This is a genomic window from Pontibacillus chungwhensis, assembly GCF_030166655.1.
Taxonomy (GTDB): Bacteria; Bacillota; Bacilli; order Bacillales; family BH030062; genus Pontibacillus.
In genome coordinates, this window is sequence record NZ_CP126446.1 from 2551030 (window position 1) to 2570064 (window position 19035).

Below are 19035 nucleotides of genomic sequence, written 5' to 3' on the forward strand. Positions count from 1 at the left end.
TCTTTACGTACTATTGGAAGCTTTCTTGTTCTTCAATTTCTTCTAAATGAAGCTTCTGTTTGAATTGTTCACGGTATTTTTCGACGACATAACCCGCATCCTCTTTCGTATGGTGCTTCACGTAATCCAAGTGTGTGTTGGAATAGGATTGTACGTCAGTCAAACCAGGCGCAAGCAGTTCGTCATAACGTTCTGCTGTAAGCTCTGGTGCTTCGTTGCTAATTTCATCTGCCCATGAAGTAAATTCTTCTTCGCTCTCGGCATATACCTTGAACGTTTGAGCAGCAAAGCCTTCACCGTTGAAGTTAGAGTTACGGCCATCGTAGACTCCTTCTTCATCAGCTTCTAAATACAATTTGGTCATCATACCCGCCATGTTGTACTTTTGACCGCCTAGTGCCGGAATCCAAAGAGCTGACATCGAATCAGCCGAAGCTAACCTGAATTCGATTGGACGATCGGTCGGGATGTGTAAGTAATTAACGGTTTCAATATCCTGTTCCGGATAACTGAAGAACCATTTCCAATCCGCCGTTGTGGCATATACGACTAAAGGTTCCTTCACCTCTTCCCCTGCTTCAGGTTTAGGAGGCTCCTCCAAGTCGAACAATGTTGTTACGGTTGGGATGGATAAAAGGATGACAATGATAAACGGAATAACCGTCCAAATAATCTCGATGGTTGTATTTCCATGCAAGTTCGGGTCATAGTCACTTTCTTTACGTCCCGGACGGTTCTCACGGTACTTGATAATCATGTAAGTAAATAAAGCAAACACGACAACAACAATTCCAAGCATGAACCATAGGGAGTATACAATCAGGTCATATTGACTTTCAGCGACTGGCCCTTTTGGGTTGAGCACAGTCATTTCCAACTGCCCACACCCGCTTAAGAAGAAAATCAAGCTGAGCGGCAGCAAACCTAACCATCTATTTCGGAGATGTTTAGCTTTCATGAATCTTAACCCTCCTATCAATCTGTTAAATTATAAGTATAAAACTCGGAAACTTAGGAGCTGTTATACGTATCAGGGCGTGACTGATTATATCAGATTTTGGCGAAATAGAAACGATTGTTCACAACTTTGTCATAGATCGTTCACGAACTTTTAATATTTTACCAAATGATGCACGCTTTCAAGGAAATTAATAACAAACGAACTAAAAATAGGATATAGATATACCGAGGTTCTATTCCGTTATAAAAGGAGATATAGGTCACACTAGCAAATGGATATTTTCCATATAGCGGAACATTTCACACTTTCATATTTTTTAGATATAAACTTAAAAACCTGTTTCACTTTAAAGTGAAACAGGTTTCTTAAATTCGTGAAACACCTTTTTTGGTAAGTGGACTTTTTTCCTTTTTCTATTGTTCTTATGACTGATCCTCCACCATGGCTTCTTTCTCAACTCTGTCCATGAAATCATCGACTACTTTTTGGTTGTTCTTTTGTCCTCCTAATTTAAGCAGCGTTTTACCTAAGAAATTCAATCCTACGTTTTGCCCTTTATAAATAAATCTTGTTTCATTCTCACTTTGTTTTATTAATGTAAAAGATGCTTGTATATCAAATGCTTTCGCTAATGTAAAACCAATTTTATTATGTTTCTTCTGAGGAGTGTTTTCATACTCAAGGTCTTCAACAATGTACGTTTCAATTCGCTTTCCTTCTTTATATTTTTGTTCATAAGTGGTTCCAACTACCCCGTCTTTCTTATCGAGCACTTTGGTTTCGATCACATTTGGCATAATGCGTGGAAGGCTTTCGATTTCAAACAATCTCCAGATCACTTCAATGTTGAAAGGTAACACCCGTTCTTCATGCCACTTAATCATTCATATTTAGCTCCCATTTCCATCTCAAAGAACTCGTCCATCTCTTCGATCACGGTTTGTATGCGACGAACCTCTTGAGATAAGTTCTTCCGTTTCTGTTTAATTAACTCCTCTAAATGTTCAAAGGATTCATCATTTACAACGGTCAACATTTCTTGAATAGAGAAGTCAAATCTCCTCAAGTAGACTAGCAATCTCGCAATCAAGTATGAACCATTATCATAGTACCTATAGTTATTACGAGGTTCAATATAGACTGGTTCAAGGAGTTTAATTTGAGCGTAGTAACGCAAGGTTTCTTTACTTAAACCAGTCATTCTGCAAAACTCACCGACTTTGTACATGTCTTCCACCTCATTTAAATCTTAAAGGATGTAGTGCACTACACAGTCAACCTCAAACTAAGATTATTATAAAGAGCACCCAATTTTTTAGACAAATTAACGTTAGCATACTCAGGTGTTCACACCTAATGAATTCGTTCGTTCATCTATGTATACAGTGGAATTACACCGAATACTATATTCATGGAGGTGACATCTTATGGAGCAAAATCATCATGATCAGTTCGAAGCGAAACTCACCCCTTTTCGAAAAGGTGCCACGAAGAAAACAGAAAAAATCAATGAATGCATAAAAAAGAATATTTTCTGGGAAAGACTGAAGGTTGAACAGGAATGGGCAACGCGAAACGTACTAAAAAACGTCCTCCTTCCCGTTATTAAACCAGATGATTCACTTCTTCCTGTTTGGGATTTAAAGCGTTATGATTTCCTGCTGAACGATAAACTCCCCTCATCCGTGAACCCAAAACTCTGGTATCAAGGAAAATTGAACTTAAACGCCGGTCTATTTCAAGTGACAGAAAACATTTATCAGGTTAGAGGATTCGATCTGGCTAATTTGAGCATTATTCGCGGAAAGACAGGTTGGATTGTGATCGATTGTCTTACAAGTAGAGAGACGGCAGAAGCTGCTTTTGAATTAATCGATAGTTATTTTGGTAAGGTTCCGGTTAGTGCGATCATTTTCTCTCATTCACACGTCGATCATTATGGTGGTGTTGATGGAGTTCTTAATAGTGGAACCACCGATGATGTTAAGATTTATGCACCGAGCGGTTTTTTGAGTGCCGCCTTAGAGGAGAATGTAACAGCAGGAGTGGCGATGTCGAGACGAGGATTTTATATGTATGGTGAAATACTACCTCGTGGAGAAAAAGGTCAAATAGATAGCGGCATAGGGAAATATGTATCAACGGGAGTTGTAACTTTAGTGAATTCTGCTGAAGAAATTTCACCTTTAGCAAATGAATCTTTCGTGGAGAAGATGATTGATGGTGTAAAGTTTCAATTCCAAATCACCCCGGATACAGAAGCACCGGCTGAAATGAACATGTTTGTGCCTGAGGAAAAGAGCCTTTGCATTGCAGAGAATTGTACAGCATCGCTCCATAACATATATACATTACGAGGAGCTGAAGTGCGAGATCCTGTCGCATGGGCGAAGTACATCCAACAAGCCATTGATCTATTTGGGGAACAATTGACATCTGTATTCGAAGTGCATAATTGGCCACGTCACGGAAGAGTATACTGCATTGATTATATGGAAAAGCAGCGAGACATGTACCAATATATTAATGATCAGACCTTAAGGTTGATTAATCAAGGTTACACCATGGATGAAGTTGGAAGAATGGTTGCCTTCCCTAAAAGTTTACAAGAGGAATGGTTCAATAGCTCATTCTATGGAACGGTAAACCACAACTCTAAAGCGGTTTACCAAAAATATATAGGATGGTATAACGGAAACCCAGTCGATTTAAATAAGCTCTTACCGGAAGATTCGTCAAAAAAATATGTGGAATTTATGGGTGGAGAAGATGAAGTTATCAAGAAAGCAAAGAAAAGCTTCAGAGAAGGAGAATACCAATGGGTTGCTGAAGTAACCAAGCACGTCATCTTCGCAAACCCATCTAATAAAAAAGCCAGGTACCTTTGTGCAGATGCCTTGGAACAACTTGGATACATCGCAGAATCCGGGCCATGGCGGAATGAATATTTGATGGGGGCTCAAGAGCTTCGTTATGGCATTATTCCTATACAGCAGTCCACAATCACCGCAGAAGTACTAGACGTTATGACGCTAGAACAAGTATTGAACATGTTAAGCATTCGAATAAACGGATTGATCGCCGGGGACTATGACTTTAAATTGAACTTCATTATTCCGGATAGGAAAGAACAAGCTTTAACGGAGGTTAAACGAGGGATTTTCCGATATCTATCCGATGAAATAAAAGAAGATCAAGTGAAGGTCATTATGAATAAGAAGACTTTGTATGAGTTGGCCACCACGAACAACCGCTCTTCCCCCTTCTTCTATAAAAGTGATAGGAGATATTCAAAAGTGGCATCAATTCCTATGGGCTCTTGATGAGATTGACACAGACTTTCCTATTATGACACCGCTAGGTAGGAAAAGAACCCATGATTTTAAATAAAACAAGGAGCACCGTGACTTGGTGCTCCTTTTCTTACGTTCATCTATTTATTGATAGACTCTCTTTCACCTAGACATCTTTCTCCAAGAAACGCTTCACACCTGCAACGCAGTAATCATGATCCATTTGTGGCGTTAGTCCTGCTACGGTAACAGAGCCGATCGTGCCCACACCTTTAATGTTTATTGGTAAAGAACCACCGACAGCCTGGTATTCCTCTATAGGGAGCAGGGAGCTTTCGTTGTGTGTGGTGCCCATTTCTTCAAAACGAGCGGCAATAAATTGAGTGCTGTGGTTATAGTGATCCACAACATTCTTCTTCCGATACAACCATTTCACATTCTCTTCCGATGTTCCATCCATCAGATGAGTGAATAGCGGCAGACGATTCTTCTCAATGTGTACGGCCACAGATTTGCCATTTTCTTTTGCATAATTCACCAGTTCCATACCTAGCTTTAAAGCCTCTTCATTAGTAAATTGTTCAAAAACAAGCTCGTTCTCTAGTTGTTGTAGTTGTTCTGTATTCATCTTTATTCTCCTTTAAAATAAGTTTTGCTTTCTATCTAATCGATAATTAATAACAGACAGTAGAAGTGCAATGGATACCATAATGCCACCTATCCAAGCTGTATCAAGGTAATCCATCGTCTCCACTACAAAGCCCCCGATCGCAGAACCACCGGCAATCCCAATATTGAAAGCAGAGATGTTCATCGCAGAAGCGACATCCTTAGCTTTTGGCACAAGCTTCTCTGCGAGCATGAGAATGTAGGACTGCACGCCTGGGGTCAACATAAAAGCAAATAAACCTAGTATGAAGACAGAAAGGTAGCTAAGGGCCTTATGTGGTAACAATAGCACTTGCAAGAGCAGGACGAAGACTTGGATAAAGAAGACAAATCGTAACACCTTAACGGGATGATTGTTACTCACTTTACCGCCGATAATATTTCCAATTGCCACTGCTATGCCATATAAGAGAAGCATCCATGATATAGCTCCTTCTGAGAATCCACTGACATCCTCAAGAATCGGAGAAAGGTACGTAAATAGTGCGAATGTTCCTCCGAATCCGAATGCAGTCATCAATAGAGCGAGTAGTATTCTTGGATTAGATACCAGTCTTCCTACATCAATAAGAGTTGGAGATTCAGCTGGTCGTTTTATACGATCCACTGCCCACATATTAGCTATGAGTCCAATGAAGCCAAGAACGGCAACAGAGTAGAATGTGGCTCTCCAACCAACCGCTTGCCCCACAAATGTTCCAAATGGTACACCAATAATGGTAGCAACCGTCAATCCAGTGAACATAATGGATATAGCTGAGGCTTGCTTGTCCTTTGGAACCAGTTCAGCAGCCACGGTTGCAGCAATGGCGAAGAATACTCCATGAGATACAGCTGTAATTATTCTTGAAATCATTAGTAATTCATACGTTTCGGAAAGGCCTGAAAGGACATTTCCGATAATGAAAATAGTCATAAAGGTAAGAAGCAGGCCTTTTTTCGGTAACTTCCCGGTCATCGTCGTAACTATGGGAGTTCCAATGGCAATGGCTGCTGCGTAAACTGATATTAATGTTCCTGCTTTTGTTACGGAAATATCCAGGTCTGTCGCTACGGTTTGAAGGAGTCCGACAATAACGAACTCCGTCGTGCCGATGGCAAACGCACTAATCGCTAATGACAAAAGTCCGATGATAGCTTTTGATGACAATTTACTCACAGGGGTCTCCTCCTTACGTTATCGTTATAAAAGTTTTGAAATTTGGGCGCTGCATGCTCTGATTTTCTTACTAATCTGAGTGTCGAGTTGCTTTGGAATCCTGCTAGCCGGACCAGATAATGCAACAGAAGCCACCACTTCGCCGTTTCGGTATATAGGAGCTGCGATGCAACGGAGTCCGATCTCCGTTTCTTCATCATCCACTGCATAGCCCTGATTTCGAATAGCTTTTAGGTGATAGAGAAATAATTGTTCATCGTCGAACGTATTCTCTGTCTGCTTCTTCCACTGAAGCTTTTGCAAGTACTTCCTTTGTTTCGGTTCCTCAAAGAAAGCAACGATCGCTTTTCCAAGGGCACTTCCGTGAGCAGGATCACGGTCCCCTACTTGTGAATGGATACGCATCGCATGAGTACCATCCACTACTTGGGTCGTAATCACATCTGTCCCGTCGAGAATTCCAATATATACGGTTTCTCCAAGCTCTTGACTTAGTTCATATAGAGGGGAAACCGACACCCAATCTACTAAAGGGTTATGGTCTTGTTTAAATTCCGTTAGCTTAGAGGAAACCCGATAAACTTGACCATGCTTTTCGATATAACCCATATGTTCAAGCGTATAGAGCATGCGAAAAGCCGTGGTTTTGTTCAAATTAATTTGATGCATCACTTCGTTCATGGTCATTCCTCCACTCTCCATAAGCAGATCGAGAATGATCAATCCTTTTTTCAACGTTGAAACTTCATATTGACTCATGAGTCTGTGCCCCCTTTGCACATTTGTTATGGTATAGCTCCGTAAAATAAATATCAAAAAATGAAAGTAAGTTTCTATATATGAAACTAACTCCCCCTCATTGTTTCCTATCATCAGCGGCAGCACCCTCAAAAAAAGCAAAAAAAGAAACACCCCCTTTTTATTCAGGCGATGTTTCATTAGTAGGAACAAAGAATAAGTTCTTCCCTTTGCTTTCTTTATGATTCATTCTTCTGATGAACACTTTGAAGTATCTTCACCATGGATGCTTTGAACTGCTTCAGCTCCTCTTGACCCATATCTAGCTGATCAATCAATTGATATGGAATCGAGTCAGCGGTTTGTTCAGCCTTCTTCCCTTCTTCTGTTAAGCGCACCACAACACTACGTTCATCGTGCTTTGACCTTTCACGGAATACAAGCCCTGCTGTTTCCATTCGCTTAAGCATCGGGGTTAGCGTCCCTGAATCTAAGTAAAGGCGGTGCCCCATTTCCTTCACGGTAATGCCATCTTCTTCCCACAATACGAGAAGTACTAAGTATTGAGGATACGTCACATTTAACTCCTCTAAGAGAGGTTTATACAATTTCGTTACTTCCCGAGCTGTTGCATAGATCGAGAAACAAATTTGATTTTCTAATTTTAAATGGTCTTCAGCCATGCAGATCTCTCCTTCTACCAATAAGTGTAGCGAATCTCCACCTCTCCTACAACCAAACAAATCGAACGCTTTTATTTTGACAAATGTTATAAGTTGTTATAAATTAAATTGTGCACAATTTAATTTCACACAATCAAAATGGAAAGGGAGATGAACTCATGGAAAAAGCTCTATACACAGCACAGGCAACAGCACAAGGTGGACGTAAAGGAAAGGTAACCTCTAGTGATGGAACGATCGATTTCGAACTATCCATGCCTAAATCACTTGGCGGACAAGAAAAAGAAGGAACAACGAATCCGGAACAGCTATTTGCAGCTGGATATTCTGCTTGCTTTGATAGTGCTCTTCAACTGGTCGCTTCTAAAGCCAAAAAATCTATTGAATCTGCAATTACAGCGAATGTGAGCATTGGCAAAGAAGGAGATGGCTTCGGTTTAGCAGTTGAATTAGATGTTGAGATCAAAGGGGTTTCAAAAGAAGAAGCCGAAGACCTAACACATCAGGCTCACCAGGTGTGCCCTTACTCCCGTGCCACGCGTGACAACATTGAAGTTACGTTAAACACGATAGCTAAATAGATAATAGAAAAGAGCTCAGCAGTAATGCTGAGCTCTTTTCTATAAGGAAATCTTGTTCGCTTACAGAACTAAAATTCCGTCTATGGAGCTAGACTACAAGAATCTCCTCATTCAAGAAGAAGGAAGTCTGATACATTTATAGAAAATATATAAAGACTATTTAATGACGTAAAACATTTAGGAGGAAATTATGGGGAGAATCGTACATTTCGAAATACACGTTGACGACATGGACCGCGCAAAACGTTTTTATGGTGAAGTGTTTGGGTGGACATTTGAAGACTGGACAGAGTATGCGGGGATGCCTTATTTAGGAGCCGTGACAGGCAGTGAAGATACGCCTGGAATTAATGGGGCCTTAATGAAACGCCAAGGGCCTTCACCTGAGGCTAACCAGCCTTTAAGTGGGTATGCTTGCACCATGGGAGTGGAAGATTATGATGCAAGTGAGGCAAAAATTCTCGAATTTGGCGGTGAAGTAGCTATGCCCAAGTACGCTCTTCCTGGTATGGCTTGGCAAGGGTATTACAAAGATACAGAAGGTAATATCTTCGGCATTCATCAGCCTGATGATCAGGCGAAGTAGGATGTTTTTTTATTACAAATGGTGAGCTCCTTTCGTTAGAGATGCCATTTACAATTGAATAGAAAAAGAAAAATGAAGACACATAGCCAAGGCAATGTGTCTTCATTTTTTCTTACTTCATATAGTTTAAGAACACCACTAGGACTTCACTCTTTCATTAAAACTCCCATGATAAAGTCTTTCCTTCTTATAATTCAATCCTCATTCCTTCCTCCGCAATCTTAAACCCTCTTTGATTGACTGTCTTTCTGGCTTCCGACTTGGAATCAAGCGCAGGATTACTGTGGTTTAAATGTGTAAAGTAAACCATCAGCTTCCCCTGGTCAACTAACGGCTGAAGGCGGTCCATGGTCTCCTTAATAAAAGGGTGTGGGATGGACTTCGGATCACGTCCGAGTCCTCTCACCTCATCCTCTGAATAAAAGGTTGCATCGAGTAAGCAATAATCCACCTCTTTTGCCACAGAGAGAAGGTCTTCATCCCAATCGTCCCACCGGTCAATATCAGGAATGTATAGAAGAGAGCGCTCATTCCCTTTAATAACGAATCCAAATGTCTCAGAGTATTCATTTCGATGAGGTACGAGTAAAGGAAGTATGGAGTAGCTCTCCTTGGAATAGGTCTTTCCATGCTGAAGCTCTTCAATATAAATGTTTTTCCCCTCTATCAGTGTGCTCCAAGGGAGGTGATGGCGGAGAAACTCACCCATCCCGGCACCCGCGTACACGGGCAATTGGCTTGTATTCATCGCTTCTTTCCCTAGAAAAATTAAGCCAGGATAATGTCCAATGTGTGCATGAGTAAGCCAAATAGACTGAGGGGTAGGATGTAAAGCTGTCTCCATTTTCTCCATCTGTAATTTAATATCTGGAGTGGCATCCACGAGGACCCATTCCTTTGTCTTCTCATCAATAATCCCCAGGCAAGTGGCAGAACGACGCCGTTCAGAGGATAATTTTGCTTGTTGGCAGTTCGTACAGCAACACCCAGTCTGAGGTACTCCCCCATCCTGAGCTGTACCAAGTACTTTTACAATTGTCATGATGAAACGACCTCTCTTATACCGTTTTAGGATAGGCCAACTCTTCGTGTTCAGCAGGCACATCAGGTTCTTCTTTTGTAATTGTAAAACCTGTGTAGCCATAAATGACGTTAATCAGCAGAACAAAGTAGGCAAAGAAAATGAATGGAATAAACGAATAAGGACTGATATCCATTAAACCACTTGCAAATACAGCTGGTACACCCCACGGGATAAGGGTTACCCCTACAGTCCCTGCAGCTTCTACGTTACGAGATAAATTGGTTGCTGAGATCCCTCTTTCCCGGTATACACCAAGAAATGCTTTCGATGGAAGAATGATCGCTAAATACATCGCTCCACTAACGAAACTTACAAAGAAAGTGGATAGTAGAGTGGTTGAAATTAAAGAACCTGTACTCTGAACCTTCTCGATCAATCGATGAATTAAAACATCGAACACGTGAATTCCCTCCATAATCCCACCAAGCGATGTGGCAAAGACAACAAGGGCTACTGTAGAAAGCATCGAATCGATTCCTCCCTTAGAAAGAAGGCTATCAAGCGTTTCATTACCAGTTTCAGATGCAAACCCACTCGTCATGGATTGCATAACCTCTGAAACCGTGTTGCCTTGTACGATCATCGCAACAAGTCCACCCAGTGCACTTACCATAACGAGTGCAGGGATGGCTGGTATTCGACGGATCATTAAGACAATCGTGACAACGGGTAGGAGTAAAAGCAATGGATGGATGACAAATACGTTGTCCAGTCCATTTAGAATGGTCTCAATTTGAGTTGTATTAAACTCTCCGGCAGTCGTGTTTAATCCCAGGATCCAAAAAGCAATGACTGTCAGAATAAAAGCAGGAATCGTATCCCACATCATGTGCTTAACATGGTCAAACAAATTAACATCGACCATAGCCGGGGCGATATTCGTTGTATCAGAAAGCGGAGAAAGCTTGTCTCCAAAGAAAGCTCCTGAAATAATAGCGCCTGCAATATGAGCAGGTGTAAACCCTAAGCTTGTTCCAATCGCCATAAAAGCCAAGCCGATGGTGGCAATAGAGGTAAAGGAACTGCCAAGTGTAATTGCCACAATTCCAGATGTAATAACAACCGTTGGTAAGAAAAAGTTAGGTTGGATCAGTTCAAGACCATAGTAAATTAACGTTGGAATGGTCCCACTAAGAATCCATGTACCCACAATGGTCCCTATAATAAGTAATATAAAAATAGCGGGTAATGCTTTTGAAACGCCGCTTGTTAAGAACTGCTGCAGTTCATTCCAGCTATATCCAAGACGTTTCCCTACAAGGGCGGAAGTCACGATACCGATGACAAAGGGTATGTACATCCCTACCTTCCAGAAGAATATCGAACAAGCAGCTGCTCCTATTAGAGCAATCAGTGGTAGTAGCGCTTGCCATATGCGGGGTTCTCGTCTCATAATCTCTCATCCTCTCAAAGCTTAGCATAACACTTTAGCACTTTTATGCTTTTATGCTTTTAATCAGTAAAGTATTGTAGCTATATTCTAAAGGGGACATGCGGAATTTGTCAATGGAAAGAAGTGAGCATGTGGCTTATATAAGCGACATGCTCACGCCAACATTCAATAAAAAAAGCAGACACCCCTAAAAGGATATCTGCTCTATGACCTACTTAAAAAAGTTCACATTTAAGCTTTCTTCTCAAAATCAAACTTAATCTTATATTCCTGATCCAACTTAAGGGCCGTGCTAAACGGCTTCTTCCCCTTAAATCCTTTCAGCACTTTCGTCTGCTTTTTCTCGCAGAGCGTTTTAATCATATTCTGAGTTAACGTCTTCCCTGCAAGTTTTTTCGGGAAGGATACTTTACACCCTTCCTTATAAGCAGAACAGCCATAAAATTTATAGCGGTCCACGATCGACCCTGTTGGACAGGCTGGGCATTTGGCAATCGGGGTGTTGTATTTCTTCTTATTGCTCTCTCCCGTATCACGAACTTGAACTTTCTCAATGGATGCAGGGGTTTCTTCAATAAGTTTGTAAATGAACTGATTCGTTTGTTTAATAAAGGTTTGTTTAGATCCTTGTCCATTTCCAATCTTCTTCAGATAGGATTCCCATTTAGCGGTCATCGCAGGACTCGATAGAAGGGTTCCTTCAATCGCTTCACATAAGGTGATCCCCTTCTCCGTCACATAAACCACGTTTTTCTTTACTTCGATATACTTCTGAGCTTTGATCGTTTCAATGATACCAGAGCGAGTTGCTTCTGTGCCGAGTCCTTCGACTTCTTTTAGGATCTCGACATCTTCTTCGTTATCAATAAGCTTCCCGCACGTTTTCATCATATTAATCAATTGACCTTCTGTGTATGGCTTTGGCGGCTGCGTCATACTTTCCTTGATATGAACGCGGGCCCCTACTTCTTCCCCGTTTTTCACTTCAGGTAATAGTGCATCTTTCTCCTGCTTGGACTTAGTAGGCTGCGGGAAGAGTTCCTTCCAGCCACGCTTCACTTCCGTACGGCCTGTTGATTTGAATGCTAGACCTTTTACATCCGTCATAATGGTCGTTTCTTCATACACATAATCTTCATGGAACATGGCGAGCGTGTTCAACATGATTTCACTATAAATGTTTTTCTCTTCCCGGCTTAGTCCGTTGATCTTGTTTTGAGTCGGTACGGTTTTGGTCGGGATGATGGCATAGTGTTCTTGGACTTTGCTGCTATCGACGTAACGTTTACTTGGTCTTGTTGAGCCAGGGGTAAACGATACGTTCATTGCTTCCTGATAGCGACCTAAGTTCTTCACCAAGTATGAGAATTCGCTATCTGTAATGTAATTACAATCTGTACGCGGATAGGTCACGAGACGCTTCTCGTACAGCTTTTGCATCGTCTTCAGCACCTGGGACGGGCTGTACTTCCACCGCTTATTGGCCACACTTTGTAACGTCGACAAAGAGTGAAGCTTTGGTGACTTCTGGTGCTTCGTCTTTTTATCCACGCTTTGAACGGTCCCTTGAATGTCTTCCTTCTCTTTCAATTCGTGCTGGTCCATAAGAGCCTGAACTTTCGCTTTGTCTTTCTCTTTAATCTTGGCTAAGCCTTTATAGCTCCCTTTTTCAGCTTTAAAAAGCCCTTCAATTTGATAGAAAGGTTCAGAAACAAAGTTCTCAATCTCTTTTTGCCTTTGATAGATTAAATACACGGTTGGAGACTGAACTCGTCCAATCGATAGATAGCCTGAAAATCCTTTCTTTTGAAGCAGAACTGTAAACAATCGGCTGGCATTGATTCCAACCATCCAGTCGCTAATCTGACGAGCTTTTGCTTCATCAAAGAGGAGCAAATCCTTCTCATTCGTTTGAAGCTGGTTAAAGCCTTTTCGGACCTCATCTTTCTCTAGAGAATTAATCCATAGCCGCTTAACGGGTTTCCCCTTCACGCCAGTCAGGCGCAGGATGCTATAAAAGATATTAGAGCCTTCACGGTCGACGTCAGCTCCATTTATAATGACGTCCGCTTTCTGGAACAGTTGCTTAACAGCCTTAAATTGCTCCCATTTGCCGCTTGCAACTTTCTCGTAAAATTGGTCTGGCACGATCGGTAGCTGATCAAGCTTCCATTTCTTCCATTCTGGTTTGTAATCATGGGGTTCTTTTAATTCAACCAGGTGACCAATGCCCCATGTAATCGTAGCTCCTTCCGGGAAGGTGCTATCTGGTTTTAGTTCAATGTATGTTTTGGTTTTTTCTTTAATTTGAAATGCGTCAGCGTAGGCTTTCGCTTGTGACGGCTTCTCGGCTAAGATGACCACTCGCGTCATGGTCTCCACTCCTTTCAACGAAACACAACTGTACTATGAGATGATAGAGAAGGCAAGGGGAAGGAAATAAAGATGAGGGGGAAAGAGAAGAGGGAAGCAGCCATCAGACTGCTTCCACGATCCAATTTACCATTTTCCCGAGTAGTTTGGGGGCATACAAGAGCACCTCAATGAACACATCGAGATACATAAGGAAAGAATCCTTATGCGCTTTTCTTTTGGTACGGCTCAACGAATCGTCACCTCCTCCATTTAGTTTACCACAATCAGGAATTTACGTTCACTCAAAACCATGCGGCAATTTCTACATATAATGGGCCACCAGTTCAAAGCATCTTTCCCTTGTTAAACTGGCTTCTGTAGCTACATATTCTAATCGCTCTGTAGAACCCCCTTCATATTTCAGGGAAGCTTCTTTTGCAGCTTCGTCTCGGTAACGAATCCATTTACGCTGTTTTTCTCTTAATTGGTCCATCTCCTCTTGAGAAAGTTGCTCCTCTAGTACTCCATAAATTTCATTCAACTTCTTATCCCACTTTTCATATCTCGCTTGTTCTTGCTTCTCCATCTCGACCATGGTTGTTTTAGCTTCCGCCATATGGTCTGCGTCGTTCATTTTGTTTAATTCAGTGAGATATTTGGTCTTCATACTTTCTAGTTCTTCATCTTCTTCTGTTTCTTCATCACTTGTTCCGTTGGAGTCTGTCGAAGTGGTATTGTCGCTTGTTTCTAATCCATCTTCCTCATTCTGAGTTTGAATAGTCGTGTCATTTGAAGGCTCGTCCTGAGATTGAGCTCCAGAATCATTACTACAGGCAGCTAGTACTAGAATCATTAGCGCAAGGATTGTACTCGTTTGATGTTTCCTCATTGCCCTTACCTTCTTTCGTTTTCCTTCATGCTCTTAAAATAGCTCAACGCTTCTTCAACATCAACATCTCGTTCCAAATGAGCAGGCGACCAAGGAATATGAATATCAGGCTCAATGCCTACCCCGTTCATCCCTATTCCCTGGTCCACCCTAGAAAGCTTCGTCGTCGGGATCGAGAGGTGGAATTGGTCTCCCCATGACGCTGTAATCAAGTTCGCATAGTCATTCACACCAAGGGTACTTCTCCCCATCGTAGTGATGATTTCGGAATGTTTCGCCACATCAACAATAGATTCGGCTGAACTGATCGTTGAGATATCGGTTAACAGAACAATCTGCTTCGGATTTACGAACCCTTCTATCACAAACGTTTCTTCAAGAGCCGATAAATCAAACCGAACAAACCCTTCCCCTTTATGCTTCTTCCATTCGCTTTCTACCAATGATAAGACTTCAAGCCACTGAGGGTCATCAGTTTGTTGACGGAAATCTTTATACTCCTTAAAAACCCGCTCTGCATTCTCATGGGTACAGTTATACCACATGTAGTCACCCTCTTCTGGGGTAATTGCTGTTCTTCCTTCAGGGAATAAGTAAGGCGCAAGTCTGTAAAAGGCTGAGTCACTACCTCCCCCGTTATTCCTGAGATCTAAGATTAAGTTCGGGTAGGTGTTTAAGAGAGATTCATTTTCTTGAATCAGATCATTGATGGGTTCTGGAGTGATAAAGTCCGTCAGCTTCATCAAAAGAGTCTCTTCATTGAGTACCTCTAAGGAATGCGTGGGCTGATAAGGTCTTTTCTTATGACGCTTCATCTCGATACTATAAATCGCTCCCTGCTTGTCTTCTACTTCAATCGTTCGGTATTTCTCTAACAGGCGTTTCCATCGTTCCCGTTCTGCTCCTTTCTCACGAAGTTCAAGTGAATGAGATTGAACGAGCTCTGGTATTGGAATACGGTTAACGGAGATGATGGCTTGGCCTACTTGTAAACGGTCATCCTCTTTAACTTCCGTTACGTATAAGCGGTCTTCATACCTTCTGACACGGAAGCCACGATCCCAGGCGCTTTCTCCTTCTGCAGTAAAGTAGAAATGATGGTCGTTAAAGGCTAGTAAGTAGTCTTGGACTAATTCTCCGAACTCTTCTTTGCTCAAGTTTGATTTCTGCAAGACTTTTCGGAATGGCTCTGGGTCATCAAAGCCTTGTTTGTCTTTCCATCCTGCATAGTCACGATGGGCGATATCGACGATTTCATTGAAAATATGTAAAAACTCCATTCCATACCTCCGTTTTACATAGTTTATAAGGGAATCACATCTCTTTAATCTGAAAACATAAAATCCTTCGTCTTAAGGGACACATTTAAAACCAACCCTAGTCCGATCATCATGGCTAGGACAGAGCTTCCTCCGTAGCTTAGTAGGGGTAATGGGATTCCTGTGATGGGGAGGAGGCCGATGACCATCCCTACGTTTTGGAATACGTGGAAGGAGAGCCAGCCGATTACGCCAACGCATAGTAAGGATTCGAAAGGATGTTCTGCGTTGTAGATGGAGATGCGTACGATGCGAAAGATGACTACGAAGTACAGCATGATCAGTAAGCTTCCACCGATATATCCGTATCTTCCAGCAACGAGCGAGAAGATAAAGTCAGTTTCTACTTCTGGCACTGGGACTCCTTCTTCATTTCCAAATAGCATTCCAGAGCCTACTGTTAGGAGCGATTGCTTTAGCTGGTAGCCAATGTCTGCAGCGTTTCCTGACGGATCAAGCCAGGAGTAGATTCGATTTAATTGATACTCATCGAGAAAGATTAACAATAGCTTTGCATTGTATAGGAAGATGCCTACAAGAGCTGCTACGATCAGAACAGCTGTTGTGACAATTGGAATAATAATCTTCCAGCTGATCCCTGATACAAATACGAGACTAGCTAAAATGACAAGCATAACCAGTGAGGTACCGAAGTCATTTTGCAAAAGGGTTAGGCCTATAGGAAAAGTTGCTACAAGGGCTAGCTTACACAATAGAAACAAATCCATCGGTACTAAGCCAACCGCATGTTTCTCCGCATGCCTTGCGATGGTTACGGCAAGCATCAAGATCAAAAATACTTTCATAAACTCAGAGGGTTGAATCGAGATTCGGTCTTGGATAACAAACCAGGATTTTGCTCCATTTCGCATAGGTGCGATGGATTCTGGTGCTACGATGACCCCTACTAACGCGAGAAGCCCCGCTCCATACAAATATGGAGTTATTTTTCGAATTTGGTAGAAATCACTGAAACAGATGACTGCTACAATGATTAAGCTCAAAACAAACCAAACAAGTTGCTTCAAGAAGAAAGATGTTCCTAATCCTGTGTTGACGAGGGTCACGCAACTTACAGCCATTAAAGAAAAAATGGCTAGCAACAAATAGATATCGAAATGATTCTGATTTTCTTCATTCACATGGATCGCCACCAATATGTAAATTCTACCTCACTATCACTCTACATGATGGGTATTTTTACCACAAGCAAAAAAGGAAGAAAAATCAGACAAAAGAAAGACCGTCCAGTAGAAAGACGGTCTTTACTGCTTGTTATATTAGTTTGTAAGCTTAGAGAGCTCCGCCCGAATGTCATATACCCCTAATACGGCTTGTGTCAGAATCTTCGTTCCATCCAGCATACGGTCTTGATTAAACGTCATTTGAGGATGATGAAGCCCAGGCTTCAAGTCACAGCCTAGGCCTAACATCGTGGCTTTCAATTCTGGCTTCTTAATCGTATAGAAGTGGAAATCGTCTCCTCCTGGAGTTACGGTTGGTTCAAGCGTGTACGCTTCACCTAGCTCCGATTCAATGGCACCTTTCATAACTGTAATAGCCTCGTCATTTGTTCTGGCGGCTGCAATCTGGTTGATCGCACCTACGGTTATCTTCGTACCATACTGAAACTCAATCGTTTTAAAAATGTGATCGACTTGTTCCTCTAACTCTTCCATAACCTCATTTGTCTGGGCTCTTAAGTCAAGGGAAAGGGATGCTTTACCTGGTATGATATTTGTATTCGGCCCTCCGGCATGAAATTTGGTCACTTTTACAGAATGGGGGACGCTTGGATTCATGCGGATTTGATTAATAGCTTGAACAAGCTGCGTTCCTACATTAACCGCATTATGTGTTAAATGTGGTCTGGCCCCGTGTGCGTCCTCTCCGTCAATTTCGATCTCCATCAGCTTTGTCGCACCGTGCCCGATCATCGGAGTCGCGAATCCATCGGCCACTTCCGCTCCAGGTCGTAAATGAACACCAAATAAATAATCAACCTCTTCTATCACACCAAGCTCGACCATTTTTAACGCACCAGCTGCCTTCTCTTCAGCAGGTTGAAAGATAAACTTGACCGCTACCTGATTTTTAATGTCTTTTAAACTATGTAAAACATACAGAACACCAAGCACCATCGCCATATGGGAGTCATGCCCACAAGAATGGTTCGCACACGGCGTCCCATTTACCTCTTGCCATAACGCATCGATATCTGCTCTTAATGCGACAACAGGAACCGTCCCATCAAAATTTCCATACTTCCCTACAACACCAGGACACTCTTGGAAGGTCTCTGTTTCACATCCATAACTCTCTAATATTTCTTCAATATATTTTGTCGTTTTATATTCCTCCCAGCTAACCTCCCCGTTTTCGTGTAAGTGTTCAAAGTTTTGTCTGATCTGTTTCTCAATTTGCTGGTCCATGCTGCATCTCCTCTCGGTGTATTAGATTAGAACATGAAAGTAGTATAAAGGACAATCAAATATCTGTAAAATAAGAAAAGTCTAACAACTATGTCTCTCCATAAAAAATCAGAACGAGTCCCCCGTTCTGATTTACGTCTCTTTTCTATTTTTGAATATCTCTGCCAAAGATAATTTATCACTCCCCGTCATAGCCAAAATCATCGAGATTCCTAATAGTGCAAGCGGGAATTCGAAACCTCCGATTAACCCTTGAGGAAGATGTACGAGCACGATCGCTCCGATCATAGTCAGTCCAAGTAGCATAGCAGCTGGCACAACAAATAGTCCCACAACTAGTAAAAGTCCTCCTCCCGTCTCAATAATCGCCGTCACATAAGCTAACCAAGCAGGTTGCCCCATTCTATGAAATAGTTGAACAGCATCCTCCATATGTCCGAGCTTCTGGCAACCGTGAGCGACCATAATAACGCCAAGCACCAACCTCCCAAGGAAAAGACCCCACCCTATTTTCTCATCCATTCCATACCTCCTTTTTGCAGACAAGTTAGTGAAATTGTATGTAGTGGATATGAGAAATAGAATCTCATTGGCAAATCCCAAACGAGTGAAGAAACCACCTTTAAAAGGAATTAGAGAGGTCAAAGGGCCCGTCATTCAAGAAGGTGACACAGAACACAACTATACGTTCACGGTCACACAACCATTGCCGAACGATATAACGGCGGAAGAAGTAACGAAACTAACGAATGAAAAGAAAAGGTTTCGTTGGATTATTGCAAACAAGGATCAAAACCCGATTCATATTGTAAATGATATCTTCTTGTATGTAGATTATGATCCGGACAATTCGAGAGAGCGTAATACATAAAACCGTCAGACTAGTAGAGTCT

Annotated in this window: 19 protein-coding genes; 4 read left to right on the forward strand and 15 right to left on the reverse strand. The window is 41.8% G+C overall.

Going from position 1 to position 19035, the window contains the following annotated elements; all coding sequences use genetic code 11:
* Positions 1-10: 10 nt before the first annotated feature.
* From qoxA to QNI29_RS13275, 3 genes are all read right to left on the reverse strand, one after another.
* Complete coding sequence (qoxA, locus tag QNI29_RS13265; RefSeq protein ID WP_231416983.1) at positions 11-958, reverse strand: cytochrome aa3 quinol oxidase subunit II; 948 nt, start codon at positions 956-958, stop codon at positions 11-13.
* Between the two features lie 425 nt (positions 959-1383).
* Entirely contained in the window at positions 1384-1845 is a 462-nt protein-coding gene (locus QNI29_RS13270) for an SRPBCC family protein (RefSeq protein WP_231416984.1), read from the reverse strand.
* Positions 1842-2189: a MerR family transcriptional regulator gene (locus QNI29_RS13275; RefSeq protein WP_231416985.1), complete on the reverse strand. Its 348-nt coding sequence runs from the start codon at positions 2187-2189 to the stop codon at positions 1842-1844. Before QNI29_RS13275 ends, QNI29_RS13270 begins: the two co-directional genes overlap by 4 nt.
* 199 nt (positions 2190-2388) lie before the next feature.
* On the opposite strand from QNI29_RS13275, the gene QNI29_RS13280 reads away from it, so the two are divergent.
* The gene (locus QNI29_RS13280) at positions 2389-4284 is read left to right on the forward strand and encodes an alkyl/aryl-sulfatase (RefSeq protein WP_231416986.1); all 1896 of its coding nucleotides are present in this window, start codon (positions 2389-2391) and stop codon (positions 4282-4284) included.
* 136 nt (positions 4285-4420) lie between these two features.
* Here QNI29_RS13280 and QNI29_RS13285 read toward each other — a convergent pair whose 3' ends face one another.
* The 4 genes from QNI29_RS13285 to QNI29_RS13300 all read right to left on the reverse strand — a co-directional run bounded on the left by QNI29_RS13285 (position 4421) and on the right by QNI29_RS13300 (position 7503).
* Positions 4421-4882 (reverse strand): heme-binding protein, encoded by a 462-nt coding sequence (locus tag QNI29_RS13285; protein ID WP_231416987.1) that lies wholly within the window; start codon positions 4880-4882, stop codon positions 4421-4423.
* A 12-nt stretch (positions 4883-4894) separates the two neighbouring features.
* A complete protein-coding gene (locus QNI29_RS13290; protein WP_231416988.1) occupies positions 4895-6082 on the reverse strand; it encodes an MFS transporter in 1188 nt (395 codons plus the stop codon).
* A gap of 24 nt (positions 6083-6106) precedes the next feature.
* Positions 6107-6841 (reverse strand): IclR family transcriptional regulator, encoded by a 735-nt coding sequence (locus QNI29_RS13295; protein WP_231416989.1) that lies wholly within the window; start codon positions 6839-6841, stop codon positions 6107-6109.
* Positions 6842-7059: 218 nt separating this feature from the next.
* Positions 7060-7503, reverse strand: coding sequence for a MarR family winged helix-turn-helix transcriptional regulator (locus QNI29_RS13300; RefSeq protein WP_231416990.1), 444 nt, complete (start codon positions 7501-7503; stop codon positions 7060-7062).
* Between the two features lie 158 nt (positions 7504-7661).
* On the opposite strand from QNI29_RS13300, the gene QNI29_RS13305 reads away from it, so the two are divergent.
* Both QNI29_RS13305 and QNI29_RS13310 read left to right on the forward strand, forming a co-directional pair.
* Complete coding sequence (locus QNI29_RS13305; RefSeq protein ID WP_231416991.1) at positions 7662-8084, forward strand: organic hydroperoxide resistance protein; 423 nt, start codon at positions 7662-7664, stop codon at positions 8082-8084.
* A gap of 190 nt (positions 8085-8274) precedes the next feature.
* Positions 8275-8670, forward strand: coding sequence for a VOC family protein (locus QNI29_RS13310; protein ID WP_231416992.1), 396 nt, complete (start codon positions 8275-8277; stop codon positions 8668-8670).
* 187 nt (positions 8671-8857) lie between these two features.
* Here QNI29_RS13310 and QNI29_RS13315 read toward each other — a convergent pair whose 3' ends face one another.
* The 8 genes from QNI29_RS13315 to QNI29_RS13350 all read right to left on the reverse strand — a co-directional run bounded on the left by QNI29_RS13315 (position 8858) and on the right by QNI29_RS13350 (position 18664).
* Positions 8858-9712: an MBL fold metallo-hydrolase gene (locus tag QNI29_RS13315; protein WP_231416993.1), complete on the reverse strand. Its 855-nt coding sequence runs from the start codon at positions 9710-9712 to the stop codon at positions 8858-8860.
* Positions 9713-9728: 16 nt separating this feature from the next.
* Positions 9729-11147, reverse strand: coding sequence for a Na+/H+ antiporter NhaC (gene nhaC, locus QNI29_RS13320; RefSeq protein WP_231416994.1), 1419 nt, complete (start codon positions 11145-11147; stop codon positions 9729-9731).
* 231 nt (positions 11148-11378) lie between these two features.
* The gene (locus QNI29_RS13325) at positions 11379-13520 is read right to left on the reverse strand and encodes a type IA DNA topoisomerase (protein WP_231416995.1); all 2142 of its coding nucleotides are present in this window, start codon (positions 13518-13520) and stop codon (positions 11379-11381) included.
* 304 nt (positions 13521-13824) lie between these two features.
* Positions 13825-14391 (reverse strand): lysozyme inhibitor LprI family protein, encoded by a 567-nt coding sequence (locus tag QNI29_RS13330; RefSeq protein ID WP_231416996.1) that lies wholly within the window; start codon positions 14389-14391, stop codon positions 13825-13827.
* Positions 14392-14396: 5 nt separating this feature from the next.
* Entirely contained in the window at positions 14397-15671 is a 1275-nt protein-coding gene (locus QNI29_RS13335) for a S41 family peptidase (protein ID WP_231416997.1), read from the reverse strand.
* Positions 15672-15715: 44 nt separating this feature from the next.
* The gene (locus QNI29_RS13340; RefSeq protein WP_231416998.1) at positions 15716-16852 is read right to left on the reverse strand and encodes an FtsW/RodA/SpoVE family cell cycle protein; all 1137 of its coding nucleotides are present in this window, start codon (positions 16850-16852) and stop codon (positions 15716-15718) included.
* A gap of 138 nt (positions 16853-16990) precedes the next feature.
* Positions 16991-18142, reverse strand: a complete 1152-nt coding sequence (locus tag QNI29_RS13345; protein WP_231416999.1) for a M20 peptidase aminoacylase family protein — start codon at positions 18140-18142, stop codon at positions 16991-16993.
* A gap of 132 nt (positions 18143-18274) precedes the next feature.
* Positions 18275-18664 carry a DoxX family protein gene (locus tag QNI29_RS13350; RefSeq protein WP_231417000.1) on the reverse strand — a complete coding sequence of 130 codons (390 nt, stop codon included), beginning with the start codon at positions 18662-18664 and terminating at the stop codon, positions 18275-18277.
* An 85-nt stretch (positions 18665-18749) separates the two neighbouring features.
* Here QNI29_RS13350 and QNI29_RS13355 point away from each other — a divergent pair, with 85 nt between their 5' ends.
* The gene (locus tag QNI29_RS13355; protein ID WP_231417001.1) at positions 18750-19013 is read left to right on the forward strand and encodes a hypothetical protein; all 264 of its coding nucleotides are present in this window, start codon (positions 18750-18752) and stop codon (positions 19011-19013) included.
* The last annotated feature ends 22 nt before the right edge of the window (positions 19014-19035 follow it).